Source organism: Cellulomonas sp. NS3 (genome assembly GCF_024757985.1).
In the GTDB taxonomy this organism is placed as follows: domain Bacteria; phylum Actinomycetota; class Actinomycetes; order Actinomycetales; family Cellulomonadaceae; genus Cellulomonas_A.
Genome location: NZ_CP103289.1, coordinates 407,717 through 427,233, shown reverse-complemented (window position 1 = coordinate 427,233; position 19,517 = coordinate 407,717). Strand labels below are relative to the sequence as shown.

Annotated in this window: 18 protein-coding genes and 2 pseudogenes; 9 read left to right on the top strand and 11 right to left on the bottom strand. The window is 76.7% G+C overall.

The window, feature by feature from the left end:
- Nucleotides 1-130: 130 nt before the first annotated feature.
- Nucleotides 131-364, top strand: coding sequence for a DUF6480 family protein (locus NXY84_RS01995; RefSeq protein ID WP_258725508.1), 234 nt, complete (start codon nucleotides 131-133; stop codon nucleotides 362-364).
- 86 nt (nucleotides 365-450) lie between these two features.
- Here NXY84_RS01995 and NXY84_RS01990 read toward each other — a convergent pair whose 3' ends face one another.
- Nucleotides 451-1,455 carry a phosphotransferase enzyme family protein gene (locus NXY84_RS01990; protein WP_258727308.1) on the bottom strand — a complete coding sequence of 335 codons (1,005 nt, stop codon included), beginning with the start codon at nucleotides 1,453-1,455 and terminating at the stop codon, nucleotides 451-453.
- A gap of 276 nt (nucleotides 1,456-1,731) precedes the next feature.
- Here NXY84_RS01990 and NXY84_RS01985 point away from each other — a divergent pair, with 276 nt between their 5' ends.
- Entirely contained in the window at nucleotides 1,732-2,163 is a 432-nt protein-coding gene (locus tag NXY84_RS01985; RefSeq protein ID WP_258727307.1) for a hypothetical protein, read from the top strand.
- A 57-nt stretch (nucleotides 2,164-2,220) separates the two neighbouring features.
- Here the strand turns inward: NXY84_RS01985 and NXY84_RS01980 are convergent.
- The 6 genes and pseudogenes from NXY84_RS01980 to NXY84_RS01955 all read right to left on the bottom strand — a co-directional run.
- A pseudogene (locus NXY84_RS01980) lies at nucleotides 2,221-2,385 on the bottom strand (CPBP family intramembrane glutamate endopeptidase); the annotation flags it as partial.
- 70 nt (nucleotides 2,386-2,455) lie between these two features.
- Nucleotides 2,456-2,629, bottom strand: coding sequence for a hypothetical protein (locus tag NXY84_RS01975; protein WP_258727306.1), 174 nt, complete (start codon nucleotides 2,627-2,629; stop codon nucleotides 2,456-2,458).
- Between the two features lie 52 nt (nucleotides 2,630-2,681).
- Nucleotides 2,682-3,065, bottom strand: a pseudogene (locus NXY84_RS01970) (uracil-DNA glycosylase family protein); the annotation flags it as partial.
- 64 nt (nucleotides 3,066-3,129) lie between these two features.
- On the bottom strand, nucleotides 3,130-3,429 hold the full coding sequence (locus tag NXY84_RS01965; protein ID WP_183296238.1) for a hypothetical protein: 300 nt from the start codon (nucleotides 3,427-3,429) through the stop codon (nucleotides 3,130-3,132).
- 98 nt (nucleotides 3,430-3,527) lie between these two features.
- Nucleotides 3,528-4,091, bottom strand: coding sequence for a dihydrofolate reductase family protein (locus NXY84_RS01960; RefSeq protein WP_258725507.1), 564 nt, complete (start codon nucleotides 4,089-4,091; stop codon nucleotides 3,528-3,530).
- Nucleotides 4,088-4,636 carry a TetR/AcrR family transcriptional regulator gene (locus NXY84_RS01955; protein ID WP_258725506.1) on the bottom strand — a complete coding sequence of 183 codons (549 nt, stop codon included), beginning with the start codon at nucleotides 4,634-4,636 and terminating at the stop codon, nucleotides 4,088-4,090. Before NXY84_RS01955 ends, NXY84_RS01960 begins: the two co-directional genes overlap by 4 nt.
- A gap of 264 nt (nucleotides 4,637-4,900) precedes the next feature.
- On the opposite strand from NXY84_RS01955, the gene NXY84_RS01950 reads away from it, so the two are divergent.
- Both NXY84_RS01950 and NXY84_RS01945 read left to right on the top strand, forming a co-directional pair.
- Nucleotides 4,901-7,660 carry a circularly permuted type 2 ATP-grasp protein gene (locus tag NXY84_RS01950; protein WP_258725505.1) on the top strand — a complete coding sequence of 920 codons (2,760 nt, stop codon included), beginning with the start codon at nucleotides 4,901-4,903 and terminating at the stop codon, nucleotides 7,658-7,660.
- Nucleotides 7,657-8,703 carry a transglutaminase family protein gene (locus NXY84_RS01945; RefSeq protein ID WP_258725504.1) on the top strand — a complete coding sequence of 349 codons (1,047 nt, stop codon included), beginning with the start codon at nucleotides 7,657-7,659 and terminating at the stop codon, nucleotides 8,701-8,703. The genes NXY84_RS01950 and NXY84_RS01945 overlap by 4 nt, the downstream gene beginning before the upstream one ends.
- Before the next feature lie 171 nt (nucleotides 8,704-8,874).
- Here the strand turns inward: NXY84_RS01945 and NXY84_RS01940 are convergent, their stop codons facing one another.
- The 3 genes from NXY84_RS01940 to NXY84_RS01930 form a co-directional block, all read right to left on the bottom strand.
- Nucleotides 8,875-9,825, bottom strand: a complete 951-nt coding sequence (locus NXY84_RS01940) for a hypothetical protein (RefSeq protein ID WP_258725503.1) — start codon at nucleotides 9,823-9,825, stop codon at nucleotides 8,875-8,877.
- 293 nt (nucleotides 9,826-10,118) lie between these two features.
- The gene (locus NXY84_RS01935) at nucleotides 10,119-10,643 is read right to left on the bottom strand and encodes a DinB family protein (protein ID WP_258725502.1); all 525 of its coding nucleotides are present in this window, start codon (nucleotides 10,641-10,643) and stop codon (nucleotides 10,119-10,121) included.
- A 415-nt stretch (nucleotides 10,644-11,058) separates the two neighbouring features.
- Complete coding sequence (locus tag NXY84_RS01930) at nucleotides 11,059-12,483, bottom strand: helix-turn-helix domain-containing protein (RefSeq protein ID WP_258725501.1); 1,425 nt, start codon at nucleotides 12,481-12,483, stop codon at nucleotides 11,059-11,061.
- A 108-nt stretch (nucleotides 12,484-12,591) separates the two neighbouring features.
- Here NXY84_RS01930 and NXY84_RS01925 point away from each other — a divergent pair, with 108 nt between their 5' ends.
- The 5 genes from NXY84_RS01925 (at nucleotide 12,592) to NXY84_RS01905 (ending at nucleotide 17,333) form a co-directional block, all read left to right on the top strand.
- Nucleotides 12,592-13,197 carry a TetR/AcrR family transcriptional regulator gene (locus NXY84_RS01925; protein ID WP_258725500.1) on the top strand — a complete coding sequence of 202 codons (606 nt, stop codon included), beginning with the start codon at nucleotides 12,592-12,594 and terminating at the stop codon, nucleotides 13,195-13,197.
- Nucleotides 13,198-14,436 carry a methyltransferase gene (locus tag NXY84_RS01920; protein WP_258725499.1) on the top strand — a complete coding sequence of 413 codons (1,239 nt, stop codon included), beginning with the start codon at nucleotides 13,198-13,200 and terminating at the stop codon, nucleotides 14,434-14,436.
- A gap of 163 nt (nucleotides 14,437-14,599) precedes the next feature.
- Nucleotides 14,600-15,997: a GGDEF domain-containing protein gene (locus tag NXY84_RS01915; protein ID WP_258725498.1), complete on the top strand. Its 1,398-nt coding sequence runs from the start codon at nucleotides 14,600-14,602 to the stop codon at nucleotides 15,995-15,997.
- Between the two features lie 47 nt (nucleotides 15,998-16,044).
- The gene (locus NXY84_RS01910) at nucleotides 16,045-16,260 is read left to right on the top strand and encodes a hypothetical protein (protein ID WP_258725497.1); all 216 of its coding nucleotides are present in this window, start codon (nucleotides 16,045-16,047) and stop codon (nucleotides 16,258-16,260) included.
- A 143-nt stretch (nucleotides 16,261-16,403) separates the two neighbouring features.
- A complete protein-coding gene (locus NXY84_RS01905; RefSeq protein WP_258725496.1) occupies nucleotides 16,404-17,333 on the top strand; it encodes a hypothetical protein in 930 nt (309 codons plus the stop codon).
- A 113-nt stretch (nucleotides 17,334-17,446) separates the two neighbouring features.
- Here NXY84_RS01905 and NXY84_RS01900 read toward each other — a convergent pair whose 3' ends face one another.
- Nucleotides 17,447-19,447: an NHL domain-containing thioredoxin family protein gene (locus NXY84_RS01900; protein WP_258725495.1), complete on the bottom strand. Its 2,001-nt coding sequence runs from the start codon at nucleotides 19,445-19,447 to the stop codon at nucleotides 17,447-17,449.
- Nucleotides 19,448-19,517: the final 70 nt, after the last annotated feature.

Sequence of the window (19,517 nt, the reverse complement as noted above, 5' to 3'; positions counted from 1 at the left end):
GACCGGGTGGCGCTGTGACCTCGGTCGCGCCGCCGCTGGGCCGGTCGGCGGCGCCCCGGCCGACGGTGTTCCCCAGGTCCCGGCGCCCGGCCCCGGTTGCAGCCCCCCGCGCCGCGGTTAGCGTGGACGGATGACTGCCAAGCCGACCGACCCGGACCCCGAGAACACGCCCGGCCTCGAACCCGGCGGCGGCGTGATGCCCGGCGACACCCCACCCGGCGAGGCGAGCACGTCCGGCGTCTCGCACCAGGAGCCCGGGCTGCCGTCGGGCCGCAGCCAGAAGCTCGTCTACGGCGTGATCCTCGGCTTCGCGGCGCTCGTCGTCGTGATGCTCGTCGGCTACGCGGTCGGCATCGGGCGCTGAGAGCGCGCCGCGGGTGAGCCGAGGGCTGCCCGCGCGGTGCCCGCTGCCCGCCGGGGCAGCGGGCAGCGGGCACGTGACCGCACCAGTCAGGCCGCGGAACCGCCGAGGAGCTCGGTCCGATGGTGGTCCGCGAGCGTCGCGAGATCCCGGCGGAGCTCCGGCAGCACAGCCTCGTCGAGCGGCTCGGCTCCCTCGAGCGCGGCCTGCACCTCGGCGAGGCAGACCGCGGCGTGGGCGCGCGCGAACAACGGCAGCAGTGGCAGGTCCGCCTCGAGCACGGGCCGCATCTCCAGGTAGCCGCCGACGACGGCGTCCAGCAGCGGTGCCCGCCCGGGTCGTGGGCGGCCGCCCTCGGTGAGGTCGCGCACGGCGTACGCGAGGTCGGCGACGTACCAGGACCACCCGGCCTCGTCGTGGTCGAACGACGTGGGCACGTCACCCTCCCAGGCGAGGTTGTCGAGCTCGAGGTCGCCGTGCACCAGGCCGTACCCGCGGCCGGTCCGCGGGAGCGTGGCGAGCTCCGCCCGGACGGCCCGCGCGGCGTCGACGGCCACCCGGTCGGTGGCCAGTGCCGCGACGGCGTCGTCGACCTGCTCGAGCAACGACGGGAGCCCGGCACCGTCGGACGCTTCCGCCCCCGCCGCGGCGGCGTGCAGGGCGGCGAGGGCACCACCCCACGCGCGGGCGCGCTCCGCGGTCAGCCCCGCGAGGCCCACCGGCTCCCCGGGCGCGGCAACCACGCACGTCACGAGCATCGGGCCGAGCGCCGTGTCGACCTCCTCGACGAGCGCGCCGCGGGTCGAGGGCAGCGGCACGGCCGCACGCACTCCCCGCCCCGCCAGGACGGTGGTGAGCCGGGCGACCGTCCGCACGCGCTCCGCGGACGTCCGCGCGGCGGGCGTGAGGCGCAGGTACGCCCGGGCGGTGGTCGGGGTGCCGGGCAGGACGAACACGTGGCTCGCGCTCGACCGCCACCACCGCGCGGCCCGCGGCGCGTGACCCCACGCGGCGGCCGCGGCGTCGGCCACGGGCGAGCACCAGTCGCGGTCGACCGTCTCGGACATCGCGTGGATCTCGTGGAACGGCAGCATCCCGCGCAGTGTGCCCGGCCGTGTGCACGCCCGACGACGGCATTTCCCGCTTCTCCCGGTGCCTGCCCGGGACGGTCCGCCCGAGCCGGGCAGGCTGCGCGCGGCCGGTCCACCGCGCATCGGGCAGCCCGCCCCAGGCCGGGTCCACTGGGCCGGGCGGTCGCTCGCCGGCCGAGGACGCACCGGAGTCCTGAGCGCGCGCCCTGCGCTGGCAGCCGGCGCCGACCTGCGCCAGGGTCGTCCCACGGGGGACGGCACGACAGGACGGGGTGCGGCATGAGCGGGGCCAGCTGGCCGGTGGTCGTCATCGGGGTGGTGCTCTCCGTCTTCGCGATCGGGACGCGGTGGCTCGTCCAGCACAGCGCAGAGCAGGACCGCGCGTGGCCGTCCGGTGAGGAGCCGCCGGGGCAGCGCATCAGCGACATGACCGCCTTCGGGAAGGCGTGCCTCGGGGTCTTCGTCGTCGCGCTCGGCGGCGGGGCCGTCACGCGGCACCTCGACGCCGGCGGCTTCGGGTGGTGGGCGCTCGCGGCCGTGGTGGCGGGGGCCGCCGGGATGCTCTCCGAGCGACGCCGCCTGCGCCGGCTGGGGCTGCCGCTCGTGCCGAGCGAGGCCGAGCGGCGGGCTGCGCGAGCGGAGCGGGCGGAGCGGGCGGAGCGGGCGGAGCGTGGGTCCGAGCAGCGGGGGACCGGAGCGGCGCACCCGTAGCCGTCGTGCCGCGAGGGTCAGACGATCCCGAGCGCTGCGCCGTTCCTCAGGCACGAACGCGTAGCCGACGAACGCGACGACGTCGAGCACGGTGGGCGACGACGAGCGGCATGACCCGGCCTCGTCGGCGGTGGTGCTCGGCGTACACGACGCCCATGACGACGTCGCCGACGAGCGGCCCGAAGCCTGGTACCGGGGGTACGAGCCGCGCAGCAGGGCGCTCTCGCGGCTGTCCGCCGCGCCTCGGGCAGCCCCGCCCCAGGCAGGCCGGTCCCCGGCGCCGGGCGGCCGCTCAGCGCGCCTCGGCGGCGGCCTCGGCGGCGACCCGGAGGTCGGCCACGAGCGCGGCGAACGCCTCGTCCCACCCCTCGCGCCCGCGCAGCCGGAGCACGGCCGACGGGTGCGCCGTGACGAGCACGCGCGGTGGCGCGTCGGGCGGCCCGACGACGGGCGCTGCGTCGAGCACGCGCCCCCGCCCCCCCCGCCACGGCGACGTCCTCGCCGAGCACCGAGCGGGACGCGGTCGCGCCGAGGCACACCACGACCTGGGGCCGGACGGCGGCGAGCTCGGCGGCCAGCCACGGCCGGCACGCGTCGACGTGCGGGACGCCGGGCTTCTTGTGCAGGCGACGGGTGCCGCGCTCGGGGACCGTGAACCGGAAGTGCTTGACCGCGTTGGTCACGTAGACGTCGGCCCGGTCGATGCCGGCCGCCGCGAGCGCGTCGTCGAGCACCCGGCCCGCGGGACCGACGAACGGCTCGCCGGCGCGGTCCTCCCGGTCGCCGGGCTGCTCCCCGTCGAGCACGAGCCGCGCCCGCGGCCCGCCGGCCGAGACCACGACCTGCGTGGCATCGGCCCACAGCTCGCACCCGCGGCAGCCCGGCGCCGCGGCGGGCAGCGCGTCGACGTCCGCGTCGGGCGGGGCCCAGTGCTCGGCCCGGGCCGCTCGGGCCCCTTCGCGGCGCTCACGGCCGCGGGTTCACACGGGTCCACGGGCGCTCGTCGCGACGCGCCCCCATGCCGGCCGCGCACCGCGGGCACACGCGCGCGACCTCGTCGGCGTCGCGCCCGGTCGCGGGCTGCACGTCCGCCCAGGTGACGTGGGAGAAGCGCCCGAGCGCGGAGCGGTGCAGCGGGAGCCCGCACACGGTCTGGTTGGTCCCGCGCTCCCAGGCGTGGACCTCGCCCGCCGGCAGCCGGACGCCGTCGGGGTCGGTCCAGCTGCTCGACGCGGCCACGGCGGCGTTCTTCAGGGTCTTGGGCACCGGACCTCCTCGTGACGGTGCGACGCCGGTCCGCCGCTCCGTCCCAGGATGCGACGGCGGTCCCGGCCGCGCACGACGACGCCCGCCGTGCGTGCCCGCTAGCGCCCGGTGACCGCGTACGTGATGCGGACGAGGCCGTCCTCGGCCGTCGCGTGGCTCCCCCGGAGGGTGAGCAGGACGTCGTGGTCGAGGTCCCCGAACAGCCGCGCCCCGCGCCCGAGCAGGACCGGCGCGATCGCGACCGTGAGCTCGTCGACGAGCCCTGCGGAGAGGAACGACTGCACGGTGCGCCCGCCGTCGACGTACACGCGGGCGGCTTCGAGCCCGGCCAGCAGCTCCCCGGTCTCGTCGAGCGACCGCGCGACGCGCACGCGGTCGTCACCGACGGGGAGCGTCGTGCTGAGGACGACGACGTCCTTGCCGTCGTAGGGCCACTCGTCGAAGCCGACGGCCGTCTCGTACGTCGCGCGACCCATGACGAGCGCGTCGACGCCCGGGTAGAACGTCTCCCACACCAGCGCCGGCCGGTCGGCGGCGCCGACGACGTGGTCGCGCGGGGCGGGGTCGGTGAGCCAGGTGAGGTCGCCGTCGGGCTTGGCGATGTAGCCGTCGAGGCTCACGCCGATGAAGACGCAGCCGGTCCAGGTGCGGTCGGTCGTCATGTCCAGGTCTCCAGGAGGGTGTCGAGGATGCGGTCGGGCGGGGTCGGCTCGAGCGAGACGGCCCGGCGGTACAGGGCCCCGTGCAGGGTGTCGAGGAGCGTGAGGGCCGCCGCGTGCACGTCGACCCGCGGCGCGAGCGGGACGGCGTCGAGGAGGAGCTCGAGGTAGTGCAGCTGCTTCTGCCAGCCCTCGCGGAGCAGCTCGGCGGAGGCGGGGGACCAGAGGTCGCCCATGAGCTCACCCAGCGCGAAGACCGCCGCGGACGGCGAGGGTGCGTCGAAGTTCTCCTGCACGTAGGCGCGGAGCTCGTCGACCGGTGGGCCGCTGCCACGGCGACCGTCCGGCACGAGGGCGATCCAGCGACGCGCGAGAGCGAGCAGGAGCTGCTCCTTCGAGCCGAAGCGCCGGAGGAGGCCCGCGGCGCTCATCCCGACGTGGGGTGCGACGTCCTGCAACCCCCACGGCTTGTGCTCCGCGCGCTGCGACACCACGGCGTCGATCCGGTCGAGCAGCTCCTCGTCGGAGACGGTCCTAGGGCGGTTCACAGGAAGTTAGTGAATCATGAATCACTAACTCCCCGCCAAGCATGCTCGACCGACCCTGTTCACGGCGGCGGCCCGGGGGGCCTCCCCGCTCGTGCGACATGGTCGTGGCCGCGGCGAGCCCGGTCCTGGTCCAGCAACGCCCCGAGCACGGCCGGCGCGCTCGGGCTCTGCTGGACCGGACGCGCCGAGCGCCACCAGCCCGGGACATGATGGGGTAGCCCCTCGACCGTCGAGGCGCGCCCACGCACCGGGAGGCAGCAGCGCATGACCGACCTGCTGTCGTCCGTGCGCGCGCCCGCACCCGACGCGACCGGGGCACCCGACCAGCCCGGCGGGCCCACGCCCGGCCGCAGCCCCGACTGGTCGTGGCTGCCCGACGCCGCGGACGCCCCGACCGCCTCGGACCTCGCCCGGTACCGCGACGCGACGGATCGCCTGCTCGCCGACCACGGCGTCACCTACGGCGGGACCCCGCCGGTGCGCGCGGACGGCGGCGCGACGACGGCACCCTCCGGACAGCTCGACGCGCCCGACGCCGAGCCCGGCAGCTGGCGGCTCGACCCGGTCCCCGTGATCGTCGACGAGCAGGAGTGGTCGGCCCTCGACCGCGCGCTCGTGCAGCGCACCGAGCTCCTCGACGCCCTCCTGCAGGACGTGTACGGCCCCCGGCGGCTGCTGGGCGACGCGCTCCTGCCGCCCGAGCTCGTGCTCGCGCACCCCGGCTACCTGCGCGCCGTGCACGGCCTGCGCCTGCCCGGGCCGCACGAGCTCGTGCTCACCGCGACCGACGTCACGCGCGACGCGTCGGGGGCGTGGACCGTCGTCGCCGACCGGACGCAGGCGCCGTCGGGTGCCGGCTACGCGATGGAGGACCGCCGCGTCGTCGCGCAGGTGCTCGCGGGGGTCTACCGGCAGGCGTCGATCCAGCGCATCGGCCCGTTCTTCCACGCGCTGCGGCTCGCCCTCGCGCAGGTCGCGCCGCCCGGCGCCGGGTCGCCCCGCATCGTCCTGCTCACCGCCGGCCCGCAGAGCGAGACCGCGTTCGACCAGGCGTACCTGTCCTCGATGCTCGGGCTCCCCCTCGTCGAGGGCAGCGACCTCGTCGTGCGGGAGGGGCGGGTCTGGATGCGCGGGCTCGACGAGCTCGAGCCCGTCGACGTGGTCCTGCGCCGGGTCGACGCCGACTTCTGCGACCCGCTCGAGCTGCGGTCCGACTCGCGGCTCGGGGTCCCCGGGCTCGTGCGCGCGCTGCGGGCGGGCACGGTGAGCGTCGTGAACCCGCTCGGCAGCTCGGTGCTGGAGAACCCGGCGCTGCACGCCTACCTGCCGCGGCTCGCGCGCACGGTGCTCGGCACCGACCTCGCGCTGGGGGCGCCCGAGACGTTCTGGTGCGGGGACCCGACGGCGCTCCGGCACGTCCTGGCCCACCTCGACGAGCTCGTGCTCGCCCCGACCTACCGCGGGCTGCGCTCGGGCACCGTGCACGGTTGGACGCTGAGCGCGCGCGAGCGTGAGGAGCTCGAGGCACGGATCGCCGCCGAGCCGCTCTCGTGGGTCGGCCAGGAGCCCGTCGCCGGCGTCCCCGCGCCCGGGCGGGACGAGCTCGACGGACCGGGCCCGACGGCCGCGGTGCTGCGCACGTTCGCCGTCGCGCGGCGCGGCTCGTACCAGGTCATGAGCGGCGGGCTCGCGCGCGTGTTCCTCGACGAGGCCGACGAGCGCGCGGCCGGGGACGACGCCCGTCCCGGCACCGCGCGCGGGTCCGGCCCGCGCGCGTACGCCAAGGACGTGTGGGTCCTGTCCTCCGAGCCCGACGCGGTGCGCGACCCCTGGCTGCACGCCGAGCAGCCAGCGCAGCGCGTCCTCACCGGCATCTCCCCGCGCACCGCCGAGAACATGTTCTGGATGGGCCGCTACGCCGAGCGCGCGGGCGACGAGGTGCGGGTGCTGCGTGCGGTCGTCGACCGGTGGGACGACTACCACCGCACCCCACGCTCCGCGGGCGGCCGTGCGCTCGCGGCGCTGCTCGCGGCCGTCGGCGCGGACGAGCCCGCGTCGTGGGGCACCGACGGGACCGGGACGGACCTGCGTGCGCTGCTGCTCGACCGCGCGCGGCCCGGGTCGGTCGCGAGCGCGGTCCGCCGGCTCGCGGAGGCGTCCGCCGCGGTCCGCGACCAGCTCTCGAACGACACGTGGCTCCCGCTCGCGAGCCTCGACCGCGCGCTGGCCGACGAGCGCCGGCTCGTCGCGGCCCGCGACCGGCTCGACGACGCCCGCTCCGCCACGCGCGCGCCCGGCCCGCGCACCGGGCCGGCCGAGACGGTCGGGATGCGCGCGGTTCTCGACCGCCTGCTCGAGGCCCTCCTCGCGGTCGCCGGGATCGGCGCCGAGAGCATGGTGCGGGACCTCGGCTGGCGCTTCCTCGACGGCGGCCGCCGGCTCGAGCGCGCGCAGTTCCTCGTCGACTCGCTCGCCGCGACGCTCACGACGCAGCGCTCCGAGGACGTCGACTCGCTCGTGCTCGAGTCGCTGCTCATCCAGCACGAGTCGGTGATCACGTACCGGCGCCGCAACCAGGCCGGCGCGACGGTCGCGACCGTGCTCGACCTGCTGCTGCTCGACCGCACGAACCCCCGCTCCCTCGGCTACCAGCTGGACCGGTTGCGCGAGGACCTCGCGGGCGTGCCCGTGCCGGTGGGTCCGGCGGGCCACGTGCGCTCGCCGGAGACCCGCGACCGGCTCCTCCAGGACGTCGCCGACCTGCTCACCGAGCTCGACACCGCGACCGTCGCGGCGGCCGTCTCCGAGGAGGGGCACCGTGACCGCCTCGCCGAGGTGCTCGGCTCGATGCGCTGGCGCCTGCGCGCGGTCGGCGACGAGATCGCCCGCGTGCACTTCGTGCACCCCGCGCCGAGCCGGTCGCTCGACGACGCGTGGGGAGCCGAGAACGCGCACGCGGACGACGACGACGGCGTCGGGGGCAGCGCGGGCGACGGCCACGACGACGGGCGGCAGCCCTCGTGACGACCGACTCCACGCCCGCTCCCGGGCGCACCTACGACCTCGTGCACCGCACCACGTACGCCTACGACCACCCCGTCACGACGTCGTACGGCCGCACGGTGCTGACGCCGCGGGACCTCCCCGACCAGCGGTGCCACACCTCGACGCTCGACATCCAGCCCCCGCCCGCGGACACCGCCGCGCACGTCGACTACTTCGGGAACCGGTCGACCTACTTCGCGGTCACGGACGAGCACCGCCGGCTCGTCGTGACGTCGCGCTCGACCGTGACCGTCGCCCGCGAGGCCGCGACCGTCGCGGGGCTGCCCGTCGTCGCGTGGGAGGACGTCGCCGACGCCGTGCGGACCGGGCGCGGGCCCGACGGGGCCGCACGGCCCGACGACGAGGTGTGGGACGGCGTGGTGCACGACGACGTCGCCGAGCTGCCCACGGAGCCGGACGGGCCCGTGGACCCGAGCGCCGCGGCCACCGACGGCATCGGGCTCGTGGCGCTGCGTGAGGCGCTGCTCCCGTCCCGGCACGTCGCGCTGACCGACGAGGTGCGGGCGTGGGCGGCGCCCTCGTTCACGCCCGGGCGCGGGGTCGCCGAGCTCCTGGCCGACCTCGCCCACCGCATCCGCACCGAGCTGACCTACCGCTCGGGCTCGACGACGGTCGGCACCACGCAGGCCCAGCTCCTCGCTCAGCGCACGGGCGTGTGCCAGGACTTCGCGCACCTCATGGTCGCCGCGCTGCGCCTGCACGGGCTGCCCGCGCGGTACGCGAGCGGTTACCTCGAGACGATGCCGCCGCCCGGCCGGGAGAAGCTCCGGGGCGCCGACGCGTCGCACGCCTGGGTCTCCGCGTGGGTGCCGGGGGCCGGCTGGGTCGAGGTCGACCCGACCAACGACAAGTTCATCGACGACCGCTACGTCGTGCTCGGCTGGGGACGCGACTACGCCGACGTCCCGCCGCTGCGCGGCGTCATCTTCACCGAGGGGTCCGGGTCGCGTCTCACGGTCTCGGTCGACCTCGTCCCGGCGGGCTCACCGCCGCTGCCCTGACCCGGCGGCGGGCACCCCGGACTGCCGCCGCGGGCCGTACCGGATCGGGCACCGCACGCTCAAGGGGCAAACCGGGCGGCTTGTGGTCCACAGCCCTGTCCACAGGCTGAGGAGCGGGATCGCGCGTCGACCACAGCCCTGTGGACAACATCTGTGGACGACGCGCCGGGGTCAGCGGGACGTGCTCGCCGCCCGGGCCGTGAGCTCCGCGTCGTCGACGAGGTACCCGTCGCTGTCGACCACCGCGCCGCCCGCCGTCCGCGCGAGTGCCGCCACCGCGCGGGCCACGTACGGCGCGATCCGCCCGCGGGCGATGGCGTGCAGCGGCGTCACCGAGTCGCCGCGGTACTCGGCCTCCTCGGGCGGCAGCCACGCGACCCGGTACGCGAACGGCCCGTACTCGCGCCAGTCGAGCGCAGTGAGCACGACGGGCACCTCGGTGGACCGCGCGAACCGCAGCCGTACCTCGCCGTCGTAGGGGTACGTCGCCACGAGCTCGTACGGGGCCGGCGCCGTGGGCGAGCCCGGGCCGTCGTCCCCGCGCGAGTCCCCCGGCTGCGCGGGGAGACCGGCGCTCACCGCGACCCGGGAGCCGCTGAGCAGCGGCCGCACGAGCGGGACGGCGGCCTCCGGGGCGAGCGCGACGGCGGACCACAGGGTCAGGTCCACGCTCGAACGCGGGTCCGGGACCACGGGGTGCGTCCGGTCGGCGGGCAGGATCGCGCCCGCCGAGCGCCGCGCGGCCGCGCTCATCCACGCCAGCACGCCGGGGTCGGCGACCGGCCGGGAGGGGTCGTCGTGAGGCACGACCGCGTACAGGTCGTAGTTGCGCGCGGGCAGCCCGAGCGCGTGCGCCGCGTCGGGGGCGAGAGGGTACGGGCCGCGCGCGGACACCTCCCAGGTGAGGCGGAGCTCCCCCGGCTCCGGCTCGGGGTCGGCGACCATGCCGCGGAAGCGTGCACCCGACATCGGACGTGCGCGGGACCGCGCCTGCGAGGCCGTGACCGGGGCGGTGAGCCAGTCCGCCTGCGCGAACCACGCCGCGGCGAGGGTCAGCAGGTCGGTGGTGTCGGGGACGGCGAGGACGTGGTGGCCGTCCACAGCGAGCGGCAGCGTGCTCATGGCGGCGGACCGTAGCGCGTGAATGCTGCCGTGATGTTTCCCCTGCGTGAGAGGCCCGGCGGGTCCGGCCGGACGCGCCGCCGTTCTCACGCAGGTCTCACCGCACGGCCCGAGCGGGGCCATCCGCTCGCTTGCAGCAGACCGTCTGTCCACAGGCTGCGTCCACAGGGAGGTCCACAGGGTGAGGCACAACTCGTGCCCTGTGCACACGGGTGTGGATACAGCCTGTGGGGAGAAACGGACACGCGGCGCCGCACCCGGTCCGGGGCGACGCCGCGTGCGCGCGGGGGTGGTCAGGCGTGCACGTCGTGGAGGTGGTGGACGACGTCGTGCAGGTAGTAGGCGCCGAGCGTCCGGGCGGTGAACACCGAGCCGTTCGAGCGCCGGCCGGGCCGCTCCCAGGCGTCGCCCGGGACGCCCGCGAACCGCGCCGCCGCCTCCTCCGCGGCCTGCGCGAGCTCGACGGCGACGACCGCCGGGTCCTGCAGGTCGTAGCGGTCCTCGACCGCCGTGGCGTCCTGGTCCCAGTTGGCGAACTGCGGGTCCTCCTCCTCGAGGATCAGCCGCAGCCGCTCCCCGAAGATGCGGTGCACGTCGCGCGTGTGGGCGCCGTACTCGAGGACCGACCACGTCGACGGCTCGGGGCGCTCGCGGGCGTCGGGCCGCGCGAGGGCCTCGGTCCAGCGAGGGACCGACGCGCGCAGCGCCGCGGGGATCCCGGCGGGGTCGACGTCGGAGGCGAGGAACCCGCACTCCGGGCACGCGCGGTCGAGGACCCAGGTCCAGTCCTTGGTGTCAGGCTCGAGGGGAGTCGTCATGCGACGCACCGTAGCGACCGGGCGCCCGCGGGAGGCCGTGGTCCGGTCCGGTCGGCGCGGCGTGCGCGGACGTTGTCCGGATCTTGGCGCACCTCGTCGGACCTGGGGCCGGCGCCGTCGTCCGCCGGGGCGGAGCCCCCCATGGCTCCACCCCGGCGCACGACCCCCTGCTCGGTCCCCCGTGCCAGGTCTGGCCTCCCGGGCTGGTCCGCACCACGCCCCTCCCGCGGTGCGATCCCTTCCGGGAGTGCGCTCACCGTAGGGAGCCCGACGTTGCAGGGGCGTTGCAGCCGTCCACACTGTGGGTGGGTCACTCGCGGAGCTGTGGGTGCGTCACTCGCGGAGCTGTGGGTGGCCAGTCGCGGAGCGGTGCTCCGACCGTCGTCGGTGGGGCCGGGCGGGCCCGACGGGCCGGTCAGCGCCCCGGGCGCCGCACGCCGTGCCCGAACGACCGGCCCAGCCGCTCGAGCCGCCCGCGCGCCCGCACCCACGGCGGCGACCCCGTCGTGCACAGCGACATGAGGTGCTGCCACGCGTGCCAGTCCTCGGTGCCCTCGTCGGTCGCCACCCAGCGCTCGACCGCAACCGCGTCGGCGCTCGCGAGGACCGCCGAGCGCAGCTCCGCGCACAGCTCCTCGCGCAGCTGCTCGACCCCCGGCGCCACCGACCGCGGCAGCACCGGCCCGGCGTACTGCGCGAGGGCGCCCAGCAGGTCGCCGCGGGCGAGCGCGCGCCGGACGTCGTGCACGTCGGTCGTCACCGGGGCGGCCAGCCGGTACGGCCGCGACGGGCCGAGCAGCGGACCGACGACGCGGCGCAGGCGCGAGACCTCGGCGCGGACGGTCACGTCGCTCAGGTCGCCGGGGTGCAGCAGGACCGCGAGCTCGTCGACCGAGAGCCCACGCGGGTGCGTCGCGAGCAGCAGGAGCATCTCCGCGTGCCGCAGGCTGAGCTGGTGCCCGCCGTCGGCCGCCCGATGACCGCCGCGCCCGGGGGCCCGGTCGCCGGCTCCGTCGAGCCGCACGGCACCGCCCGCCGCGCTCACCCCGAGCGCCGTCGCCTCGACGCCGAGCCGCAGCACGCCGCCCGCGGTGCCGAGCACGTCGAGGCGCGCGAGCTCGGGCGGCCGCACGCTCGCCCCGCGCTCGCGGAACCGGCGGGGCGGCGCACCCTCGGCGGCCCGGGCGGCGGCGAGCTCGAGCTCCACGGCCATCACGGTCGCGGTGACGAGGCGCAGCACGAGCGGGGACGCGAGGTGCTCCCGGCCGGTCACGTCGAGCACCCCGAGCACGCGCCCGGTGCTCGGGTCGCGCACCGGGGCGGCCGTGCAGCTCCACGGGTGCACGGACCGCGTGAAGTGCTCGGCGGCGAAGACCTGGACGGGGCTGCGGGTCGCGAGCGCGGTGCCGGGGGCGTTGGTGCCGGTCTGCTCCTCGCCCCACGAGGCGCCCTCGACGAAGCCGACACCGTCGAGCTGGCGGCGCACCGCGGGGTCGCCGTCGACCCACAGGAGGCGGCCGTTCTCGTCGGTCAGCGCCGCGACGATCCCCTCGCCCACGCCGCCCTCGACGAGCAGGCGGCGCACGATCGGGAGCGCGGCGCCGAGCGGGTGGTTGCGGCGGTAGGAGACGAGCTCGGCGTCGGTCAGGTCGACGGTCGGGGCCGGGGACTCGGGGTCGACTCCGCTGCGGGCGCTGCGCACCCACGAGTCGGCGACGACGGTCCGGATGCCGCGGGGCAGCGTCCCGGTCGTGACGAACGTCTCGTGCGCGGTGCGCAGGCTCGCCGTGAGCGCCGACGGGTCGGAGCCCGCCGGCCACGCCGGCCCGTTGCCGTGCATGCGGTGACCTCCCGACCGCGCCGTCGAGCAGATGCGGCTGAGTCTAGGTGCGAGCATGCACACCGGGTAGTGGAGTCGCGAACTGACAGATCGTGCGAGGATGTCAGCATGCCGAAGATCATCGGAGGCTCCCTCCACGAGCACCGCGCGCAGACCCGCCAGAAGCTGTTCGCCGCGCTCTCGAGCCTCATGGCGGACCGCGGGTTCGACGCGATCACGCTTGCCGACATCGCGTCGGCCGCCGGCATCGGGCGCACCGCGGTCTACAACCACTTCCCCGACAAGGAGTCGCTGCTCGTCGGGTTCATCACGCACGAGACCGAGCAGTACGTCGCGACGCTCGAGCGGTCGCTGCAGGACGTCGAGGACCCGGTCGAGCAGCTCCGCACCTACGTGCGGGCGCAGGCGCAGCTCAAGCGCGTCTACCACCTGGCCCCCGGGCCGGACCTGCGCTCGGTGCTCTCGCGCGCGACCCAGCAGCGCGTCCGCGAGCACGTGCACCTCGTCGAGCAGATCCTCCGGCGCATCCTCACCGAGGGCGTCGAGTCCGGCGCGTTCCCGCCCCAGGACGTCGACACCACCGTCCCGCTCGTCAACGCGTGCCTGTCGAGCCGCGGGGTGCCCGACGACGGGCCCGAGCGCGACCACGCCGTCGAGGCGACCGTGACGTTCGTGCTGCGCGCCGTCGGCGCCCGCCTGCCCGTCCTCGCCTGAGTGGCCCCGCGCCCGCGCCCGTCCCGCGCCGACCGACCCGAGCCCCGCGGCAGCCGTCCGCCCCGCGGTCGTGACGCCCGGGCGACGACACCGCCGCGCGGCGACCGCCGACCGGACCGCCGTCCCGCACCCGCCCGCACGCCCGCCACGCACCGCATCGAGGTCACGTACCTGCCCGGGCTCGCGGACGTCGTCGCCGCCGAGATCACCGAGGTCCTCGCACCGGCGCGCCCGCCCGTGCCGGTGCCCGGGCGGGACGACACCCTGACGTTCGCCCACCGCGGTCCGCTCGACGACCCCCGCCTCCTCGCGCTCCGCACCGCGGTCGCGGTGTTCGCGGTCCTCACGTTCGACGTCCCCCGGCCGAAGTCGCTCACGAGCGGCGAGCACCTGCCGCGGATCGCCGCCGCGCTCGACGCCTCCGCGCGGCTCGGCGCCCGGCGCACCTTCCGGTTCGAGGCCGCCGGGCGCGAGTCGAGCGTCTTCCAGCGGCTCGCGGCGCTGCTCTCCGAGGCCAGCCGCATGGACCACCGCGCCGACGACGGCGAGATCCTCGTCCGGTTCCGTCGCACCCCGGGCGCCCGCGCGGGCGGGACGAGCGGCGCGAGCGGGACGGGCGGCGCGGGCGGGGACGCCGGCTGGGACGTGCTCGTCCGGCTCGGCGGGCCACCGCTGTCCGCGCGCGCGTGGCGCGTGGCCGACTACCCCGGTGCCGTCAACGCGACCATCGCGGCGGCGATCGTCCGGCTCGCGGGCGTCCGCGCGCGCGACCGGGTCGTCAACCTCATGTGCGGGTCGGGCACGCTGCTCGTCGAGCGCCTGCTCGCCGGCCCCGCCGCCGTCGCGCTCGGCGTCGACGTGTCCGCGGAGGCGGTCGCCGCGACGCGCGAGAACGTCGCCGCCGCCGGGCTGACCGACCAGGTCCGGCTCGACGTCGCGGACGTGCTCGCCCCGGGCGGGACCTGGCGCGACGCCGGACCGTTCGACCTCGTGCTCGTCGACCCGCCCTGGGGCACCACGCACGGCTCGCACGCGACGAGCGCCGCCGTGCACGCGCAGCTGCTCGAGGCGGCCCACGCGGTGTGCGCGCCCGGCGGCCGGCTCGTCGTGCTCACCCACGAGATCACGGTCATGGAGCGCTGCCTGCGCGTCGCGTCCGGGCTGTGGCAGGAGCGGGCCGCGGTGCGCGTGTTCGCCAAGGGGCACCACCCCCGCATCTACCTGCTCGACCGCCGCTGACCTGCGACGACCCGTTCCGGCCGTCCGCACGCCGCGCGACGCGCCCGCGCGCCGACCGGACCCGTCGCGGGGACCGCCCCCGACCTGGACGACGGACCGGGATCTTTCACCCGAACGGTTCCCGCGGCCTTGCGGACGGGTCCGCGTGCCGGATGATGGCGACGTGACGCCTGCACGAGGACGAGCTGCCGGAGCCCCCGCCGCACCCGCGACCAGCGGGGTGCGCGGCCTGGGGCTCGCCGCGCACCGGCTCGAGCGGTGCCAGACGCTCGGCGAGGTCGCCGAGGTCGCCGCCGCGATGGCCCGGTCGCTGCTCGACGCGCGCTCCGCCGCGTTCTGCCGCATCGAGCAGGAGACCTGCACGGTGCTCGCCGTCGAGTCCCTCCAGCCCGACGACCGCGAGTCCGTGATCGCCCGGACCGCGTTCCGCGCGGAGGAGCGCCCCGCGCTGCGCGGGCTCATCCGCGACCGGCGCAGCTGGGTCGCGCACGTGCGCGACGACGTGGACGACGTCGAGCTCACCGGCGACCCGGTCGAGGTCGCGAGCCTGCGCGAGCTCGACCGGATCAGCGCGCTCGCGAGCCCGATCGTCGTCAACGGGCAGGTCTGGGGGCAGGTCTACGCGAGCCGCGACGCGACCGGCGAGCTGTTCGGCGTGGACGACCTCGCCGCCGCGGAGGTGCTGTGCGCGCTGGCCGCCGGAGCCGTCGCGCGCGTCGACCTCGAGGACCAGGTCCGCCACCTCATCGCCGACGACCCGCTCACGGGGCTCGGCAACCGCCGCGTCGCGGACCACGCCGCGGACCAGGCCCTCCAGACGGGCCTCGAGACGTGCATCGTCATGTGCGACGTCGACGGCCTCAAGCGGGTCAACGACGAGCTCGGGCACGACGCCGGCGACGACCTGCTGCGCTCGGTCGCGGACGTCCTGCGCCGTGTGCAGGACCAGCTCCCCGGCTCGACCGCCGCACGGCTCGGCGGGGACGAGTTCTGCGTGGTCACCGCGGGCATCCCGCGCTCGCAGGTCAGCCAGGTCATCTCCGCGACGGTCAAGGGCTTCCCGCTCGCGCACGGCGCCGCGATCTCGTGGGGCATCGCGTCGAGCGCCGGCGGCCGGGTCGAGCAGCCCCGGACGCTGTTCCGCCGGGCCGACGCCGCGCAGTACCAGGCGAAGCGCAGCCGGGCGCGGGCGGCCCTGGCGAAGCGACGCGAGCTCGCCGAGAACGCCGTGACCGTCGACCGGCTCATCACCGCGGGCGTCGCGGCGATCGTCGGCGCCCAGACCGGGGCGGTCACGCGGCTGTGCGCGCTCGCCGCTGCGGCCACGAGCGCGCTCGGCGGTGCGACGTGGACCGTCCTGCGCGACGCGGGCGACGGCGTCCCGGCGGCCATCGCCCGGGGTGGCACGCCGTCCGCGGACTCGACGAACGTGCGCAGCGTGACCGTCGAGCACTCGCCGTGGTCGGTCGAGGTCGAGACCAGCGCCGACGGCCCGACCGACGAGGCCATCGCCGACGCGCTCCAGGCCCTCGTCGACGTCGCGGTGCACGGCGCGCGCTGACGCCGCCGCCCCAGCGACGCCGTGCCGCGGCGTGGGAGGCTCCCGCCGTGGACGTCCTGGTGCAGTCGGTGCGCACGTGGTGGAGCACGGCCTCGCGCGGCGGGCCCGCAGCGGCGCGGCGCAACGCCGTGCCCGTCGGGTTCCTCCTGCCGACGCCCCAGGCACCGCTGGCGCACGACGTCGCGGTGCGCGAGGCCGACGACTTCGTGCCCTCCTCCAGGTGGCGGGCCGGCCTGCCCGAGGCCGGGCGCACGGCGCCTTAATCGAACAAGTGCGCGCCCCACGCGCGTCCCGTGTTCCGGCGCGCCCGTGCCGCTCCCTACGCTGCGCGGGCCCGGCGTCGTCCCGCGACGCCGCGGCGGCACGTGACCGTCGCCGAGGGTCTCGCACGAGCAGGGGAGCATCGATGAGGAAACCGACCGCACAGCAGATGACAGCACCGGCACCGCCCGGGAGTGGTCCCGCAGGCGCCGCGCCGGGACTCGGGCGCAGGGCTCTCGCGCTCACCGCCACCGCCGCGACCCTCGCCGCCTCGGCGCTGACCCTCGGGGCGTCCGGGGCCAGCGCCGGCGGCGGCACCGACGCGGTCGACCGCCCCGGTCGCGGCGGTCCGCGGACCGTGTGCGCCGACGCGAGCCTGCTGTTCTGCGAGGACTTCGAGCGGCTGCCCGTGGGCGGCGCCGCGAGCATGCGCTGGGGCATCGACACGCGCGCCGGGACGCTGACGGTGGAGAAGGTCCGGACGGCGCAGGCCGGCCAGTACGGTCGGCACGGGCGCCACTCCCAGGCGCTGCGGGTCCACACCGCGGACAAGGGCCGGGCGTTCATGGTCATCCCCGTCGACCCGCCCGGGAACAGCTTCTACGGGCGCATCCGCGTCAAGGTCGACGAGTTCCCGACCGCGCCCGACTGGGCGCACTACACGCTCGTCGAGGCGTCCGGCGAGGGCGCCGGCGTCGTGCGGCCGATCGGCGGGCAGTACGCGCCGACCGTCCCGGGCGTCTTCTGGGGCGTCGGGTCCGACGGCGGGCCGACCGGCGACTGGACGAGCTGGCGGGAGTCGTCCCCGTCGGTCGCCGACCGCTGGCAGTGCGTCGAGTGGCAGCTCGACGCGTCCGACAACCGCGTGCAGGTCTGGATCGACGGCGACCTGCAGGAGGAGCTCACCGTGGACACCGAGACCGCGGGCGGCGCCGACGTGCCGTTCGTGTTCCCGGACTTCGGGGAGGTCAAGGTCGGCTGGCAGCTCTACCAGGGCGGCACGACGCCGGCGGAGTTCGACCTGTGGCTCGACGACGTCGCGTTCGGGACCGAGAAGATCAGCTGCGACGCCTGACGGACGCCCTCGGGGTCCGGTGACGGGTCGGGCGGCTCGCGCAGGTGCGCGGGCCGCCCGACCCGTCGAGCCCGACGGCGCGGCCCGGTCGGGCGGTCGGCGACCACCGTGGCTCAGCCGTGCAGCGGGAGCGTCAGCGTCGCGGGGCCGCCGGCGACGAGCCGGACCGGGACGCCCCAGTCCTGCGCGTTGAGGTGGCACGCCGGGTACTCGATCGCCGGGTCGGCGTCGCAGCTCGCCGCGTGCGCGGTCACGTGCAGCACGCCCTCCGCCACGGCCGGGTTGAGCCGCAGCACGCGCTCGAGCGGGACGTCGTCGCCCGCGCCGTCGAGCAGCAGCTCCGGCGGCGTCGAGGCGACCTTGAGCCGGGTCGACGGGCCGTAGCGGTCGTCGTACTTCTGCCCGGCCGCGGGCGTGAACACGACGTCGAGGCGGACCTCGCCCGCCGCGAGCTCGGTCACGGGGCGCTGCGTGCGGTGCGCACCCGAGTCGAGGATCTCGCCCGCGAGCGCCGCCGGCAGCGCGATCCGCGTGAGCCGGTGCGCGGCGGACTCGACGACGAGCAGCGAGAGCCCCGACCCGCCGTCCTCGGGGGCCAGGACGACGATCCCGCTGGGCTCCGCCAGTCCGGTCGCGAGCGTCGTGACCTCGCCCACCGTGCCCTCCGCTGCGTCGGTCGCGGGCGGCACGTAGCGGCGGACCGCCCCGTTGTAGGTGTCCGCGACGGCGACCGAGCCGTCGGGGAGCACCGCCACGCCGAGCGGGTGCTGCAGCAGCGCCTGGTCGGCGGCGCCGTCGCGGTGACCGAAGTCGAACAGCCCCGCCCCGATCGCGCTGTGCACGGTCGGCGCGCTGCTGGCGCTGCCGGCGGGGCCGTCGGTGCCGTCGGTGCCCGGCTCGACCCACCGCAGCGCGGACGTCTCGGCGTCCGCGAGCCACAGCCGCCCGTCGGGGCCGACCGCGAGGCCCGACGGCTGTGCGAACCACGCGTCGGGCAGCGGGCCGTCGAGCAGCCCCTCGTTCATCGTCCCGGCGACGTGCTCGGCCGAGCCGCGCTCGGCGTCGAACGTCCACAGCGTGTGGTTGCCGGCCATCGCGACGACGAAGGCGCCGAGCGGCGCGTACCAGGCGACGTCCCACGGCGACGAGAGCTTGTGGCGCCGGGCGTCGGGCAGCGCGCCGGCCGCTCCGTCGGTGTCGGCCGCGGCCCCGGCGGCACGAGCGGCGTCGGCGGCGTCGAGCACGTTGTCCACCGCGCCGACCATGTACTGCTCGCCGGTCCCGGCGACGGTGGTCACCCGGCCGTCCGCGAGCCGGACCCCGCGCAGCGCGTGGTTGACCGTGTCGGCGACGAGCACGTCGTAGCCGACGCGCTCGCGCAGCTCGTCGGGCACGAGGCACAGGCCGTTGGGCTCGCTGAACCGCGCCTCCTCGGGCGCGCCGTCGACGAGCCCGCGCTCGCCCGAGCCGATGCGGCGCACGAGCGTCTCGCCGTCCGGCGCGAGCTCGGCGAGCCCGTGGTGCCCGGCGTCGGCCACCAGCAGGTTCCCGCCCGGGAGCGTCAGGGCCTTCGCCGGGAACCGCAGCGTGCCCGACGTCGGCTCCGGCGGGACGTACGGGCCGCTCCCCCGGTGCAGCGTCCCCTTGGCCTCGTGCTCGGCGACGAGGTCGCGGACCAGCACCTCGACGTTGTGCTGGTGCCCCTCGCCGGCCATCTGCGCCACGATGTAGCCCTCGGGGTCGATGACGACGAGCGTCGGCCACGCGCGTGCCGTGTACGCCGACCACGTGGTGAGGTCCGGGTCGTCCAGGACCGGGTGGTGCACCTCGTAGCGCTCGACCGCCGCCGCGAGCGCGACCGGGTCCGCCTCGTGCACGAACTTCGGGGAGTGCACGCCGACGATCACGAGGACGTCGCGGTGCTGCTCCTCGAGCGCGCGCAGCTCGTCGAGGACGTGCAGGCAGTTGATGCAGCAGAACGTCCAGAAGTCGAGGATCACGATCTTGCCGCGGAGCTCCGCGAGGGTCACGTCGCGGCCGCCGGTGTTGAGCCAGCCGCGGCCGGTGAGCTCCGAGGCGCGGACTCGGGGAAGGCGGGTGGTGCTCTGCGTCATGGTCCTAGTGAACCTGACGCCGTGGCGGTCCGCGGAACCCGTCCGCGAAGCGATTCGTCACATTGACCCG

What these genes read in the sequence shown, in the direction of transcription:
- NXY84_RS01935 (WP_258725502.1), bottom strand. Translation starts at nt 10,643, where the DNA reads ATGACGACTCCCCTCGAGCCTGACACCAAGGACTGGACCTGGGTCCTC.
- NXY84_RS01995 (WP_258725508.1), top strand. Translation starts at nt 131, where the DNA reads ATGACTGCCAAGCCGACCGACCCGGACCCCGAGAACACGCCCGGCCTC.
- NXY84_RS01985 (WP_258727307.1), top strand. Translation starts at nt 1,732, where the DNA reads ATGAGCGGGGCCAGCTGGCCGGTGGTCGTCATCGGGGTGGTGCTCTCC.
- NXY84_RS01990 (WP_258727308.1), bottom strand. Translation starts at nt 1,455, where the DNA reads ATGCTGCCGTTCCACGAGATCCACGCGATGTCCGAGACGGTCGACCGC.
- NXY84_RS01900 (WP_258725495.1), bottom strand. Translation starts at nt 19,447, where the DNA reads ATGACGCAGAGCACCACCCGCCTTCCCCGAGTCCGCGCCTCGGAGCTC.
- NXY84_RS01905 (WP_258725496.1), top strand. Translation starts at nt 16,404, where the DNA reads ATGAGGAAACCGACCGCACAGCAGATGACAGCACCGGCACCGCCCGGG.
- NXY84_RS01925 (WP_258725500.1), top strand. Translation starts at nt 12,592, where the DNA reads ATGCCGAAGATCATCGGAGGCTCCCTCCACGAGCACCGCGCGCAGACC.
- NXY84_RS01940 (WP_258725503.1), bottom strand. Translation starts at nt 9,825, where the DNA reads ATGAGCACGCTGCCGCTCGCTGTGGACGGCCACCACGTCCTCGCCGTC.
- NXY84_RS01960 (WP_258725507.1), bottom strand. Translation starts at nt 4,091, where the DNA reads ATGACGACCGACCGCACCTGGACCGGCTGCGTCTTCATCGGCGTGAGC.
- NXY84_RS01930 (WP_258725501.1), bottom strand. Translation starts at nt 12,483, where the DNA reads ATGCACGGCAACGGGCCGGCGTGGCCGGCGGGCTCCGACCCGTCGGCG.
- NXY84_RS01950 (WP_258725505.1), top strand. Translation starts at nt 4,901, where the DNA reads ATGACCGACCTGCTGTCGTCCGTGCGCGCGCCCGCACCCGACGCGACC.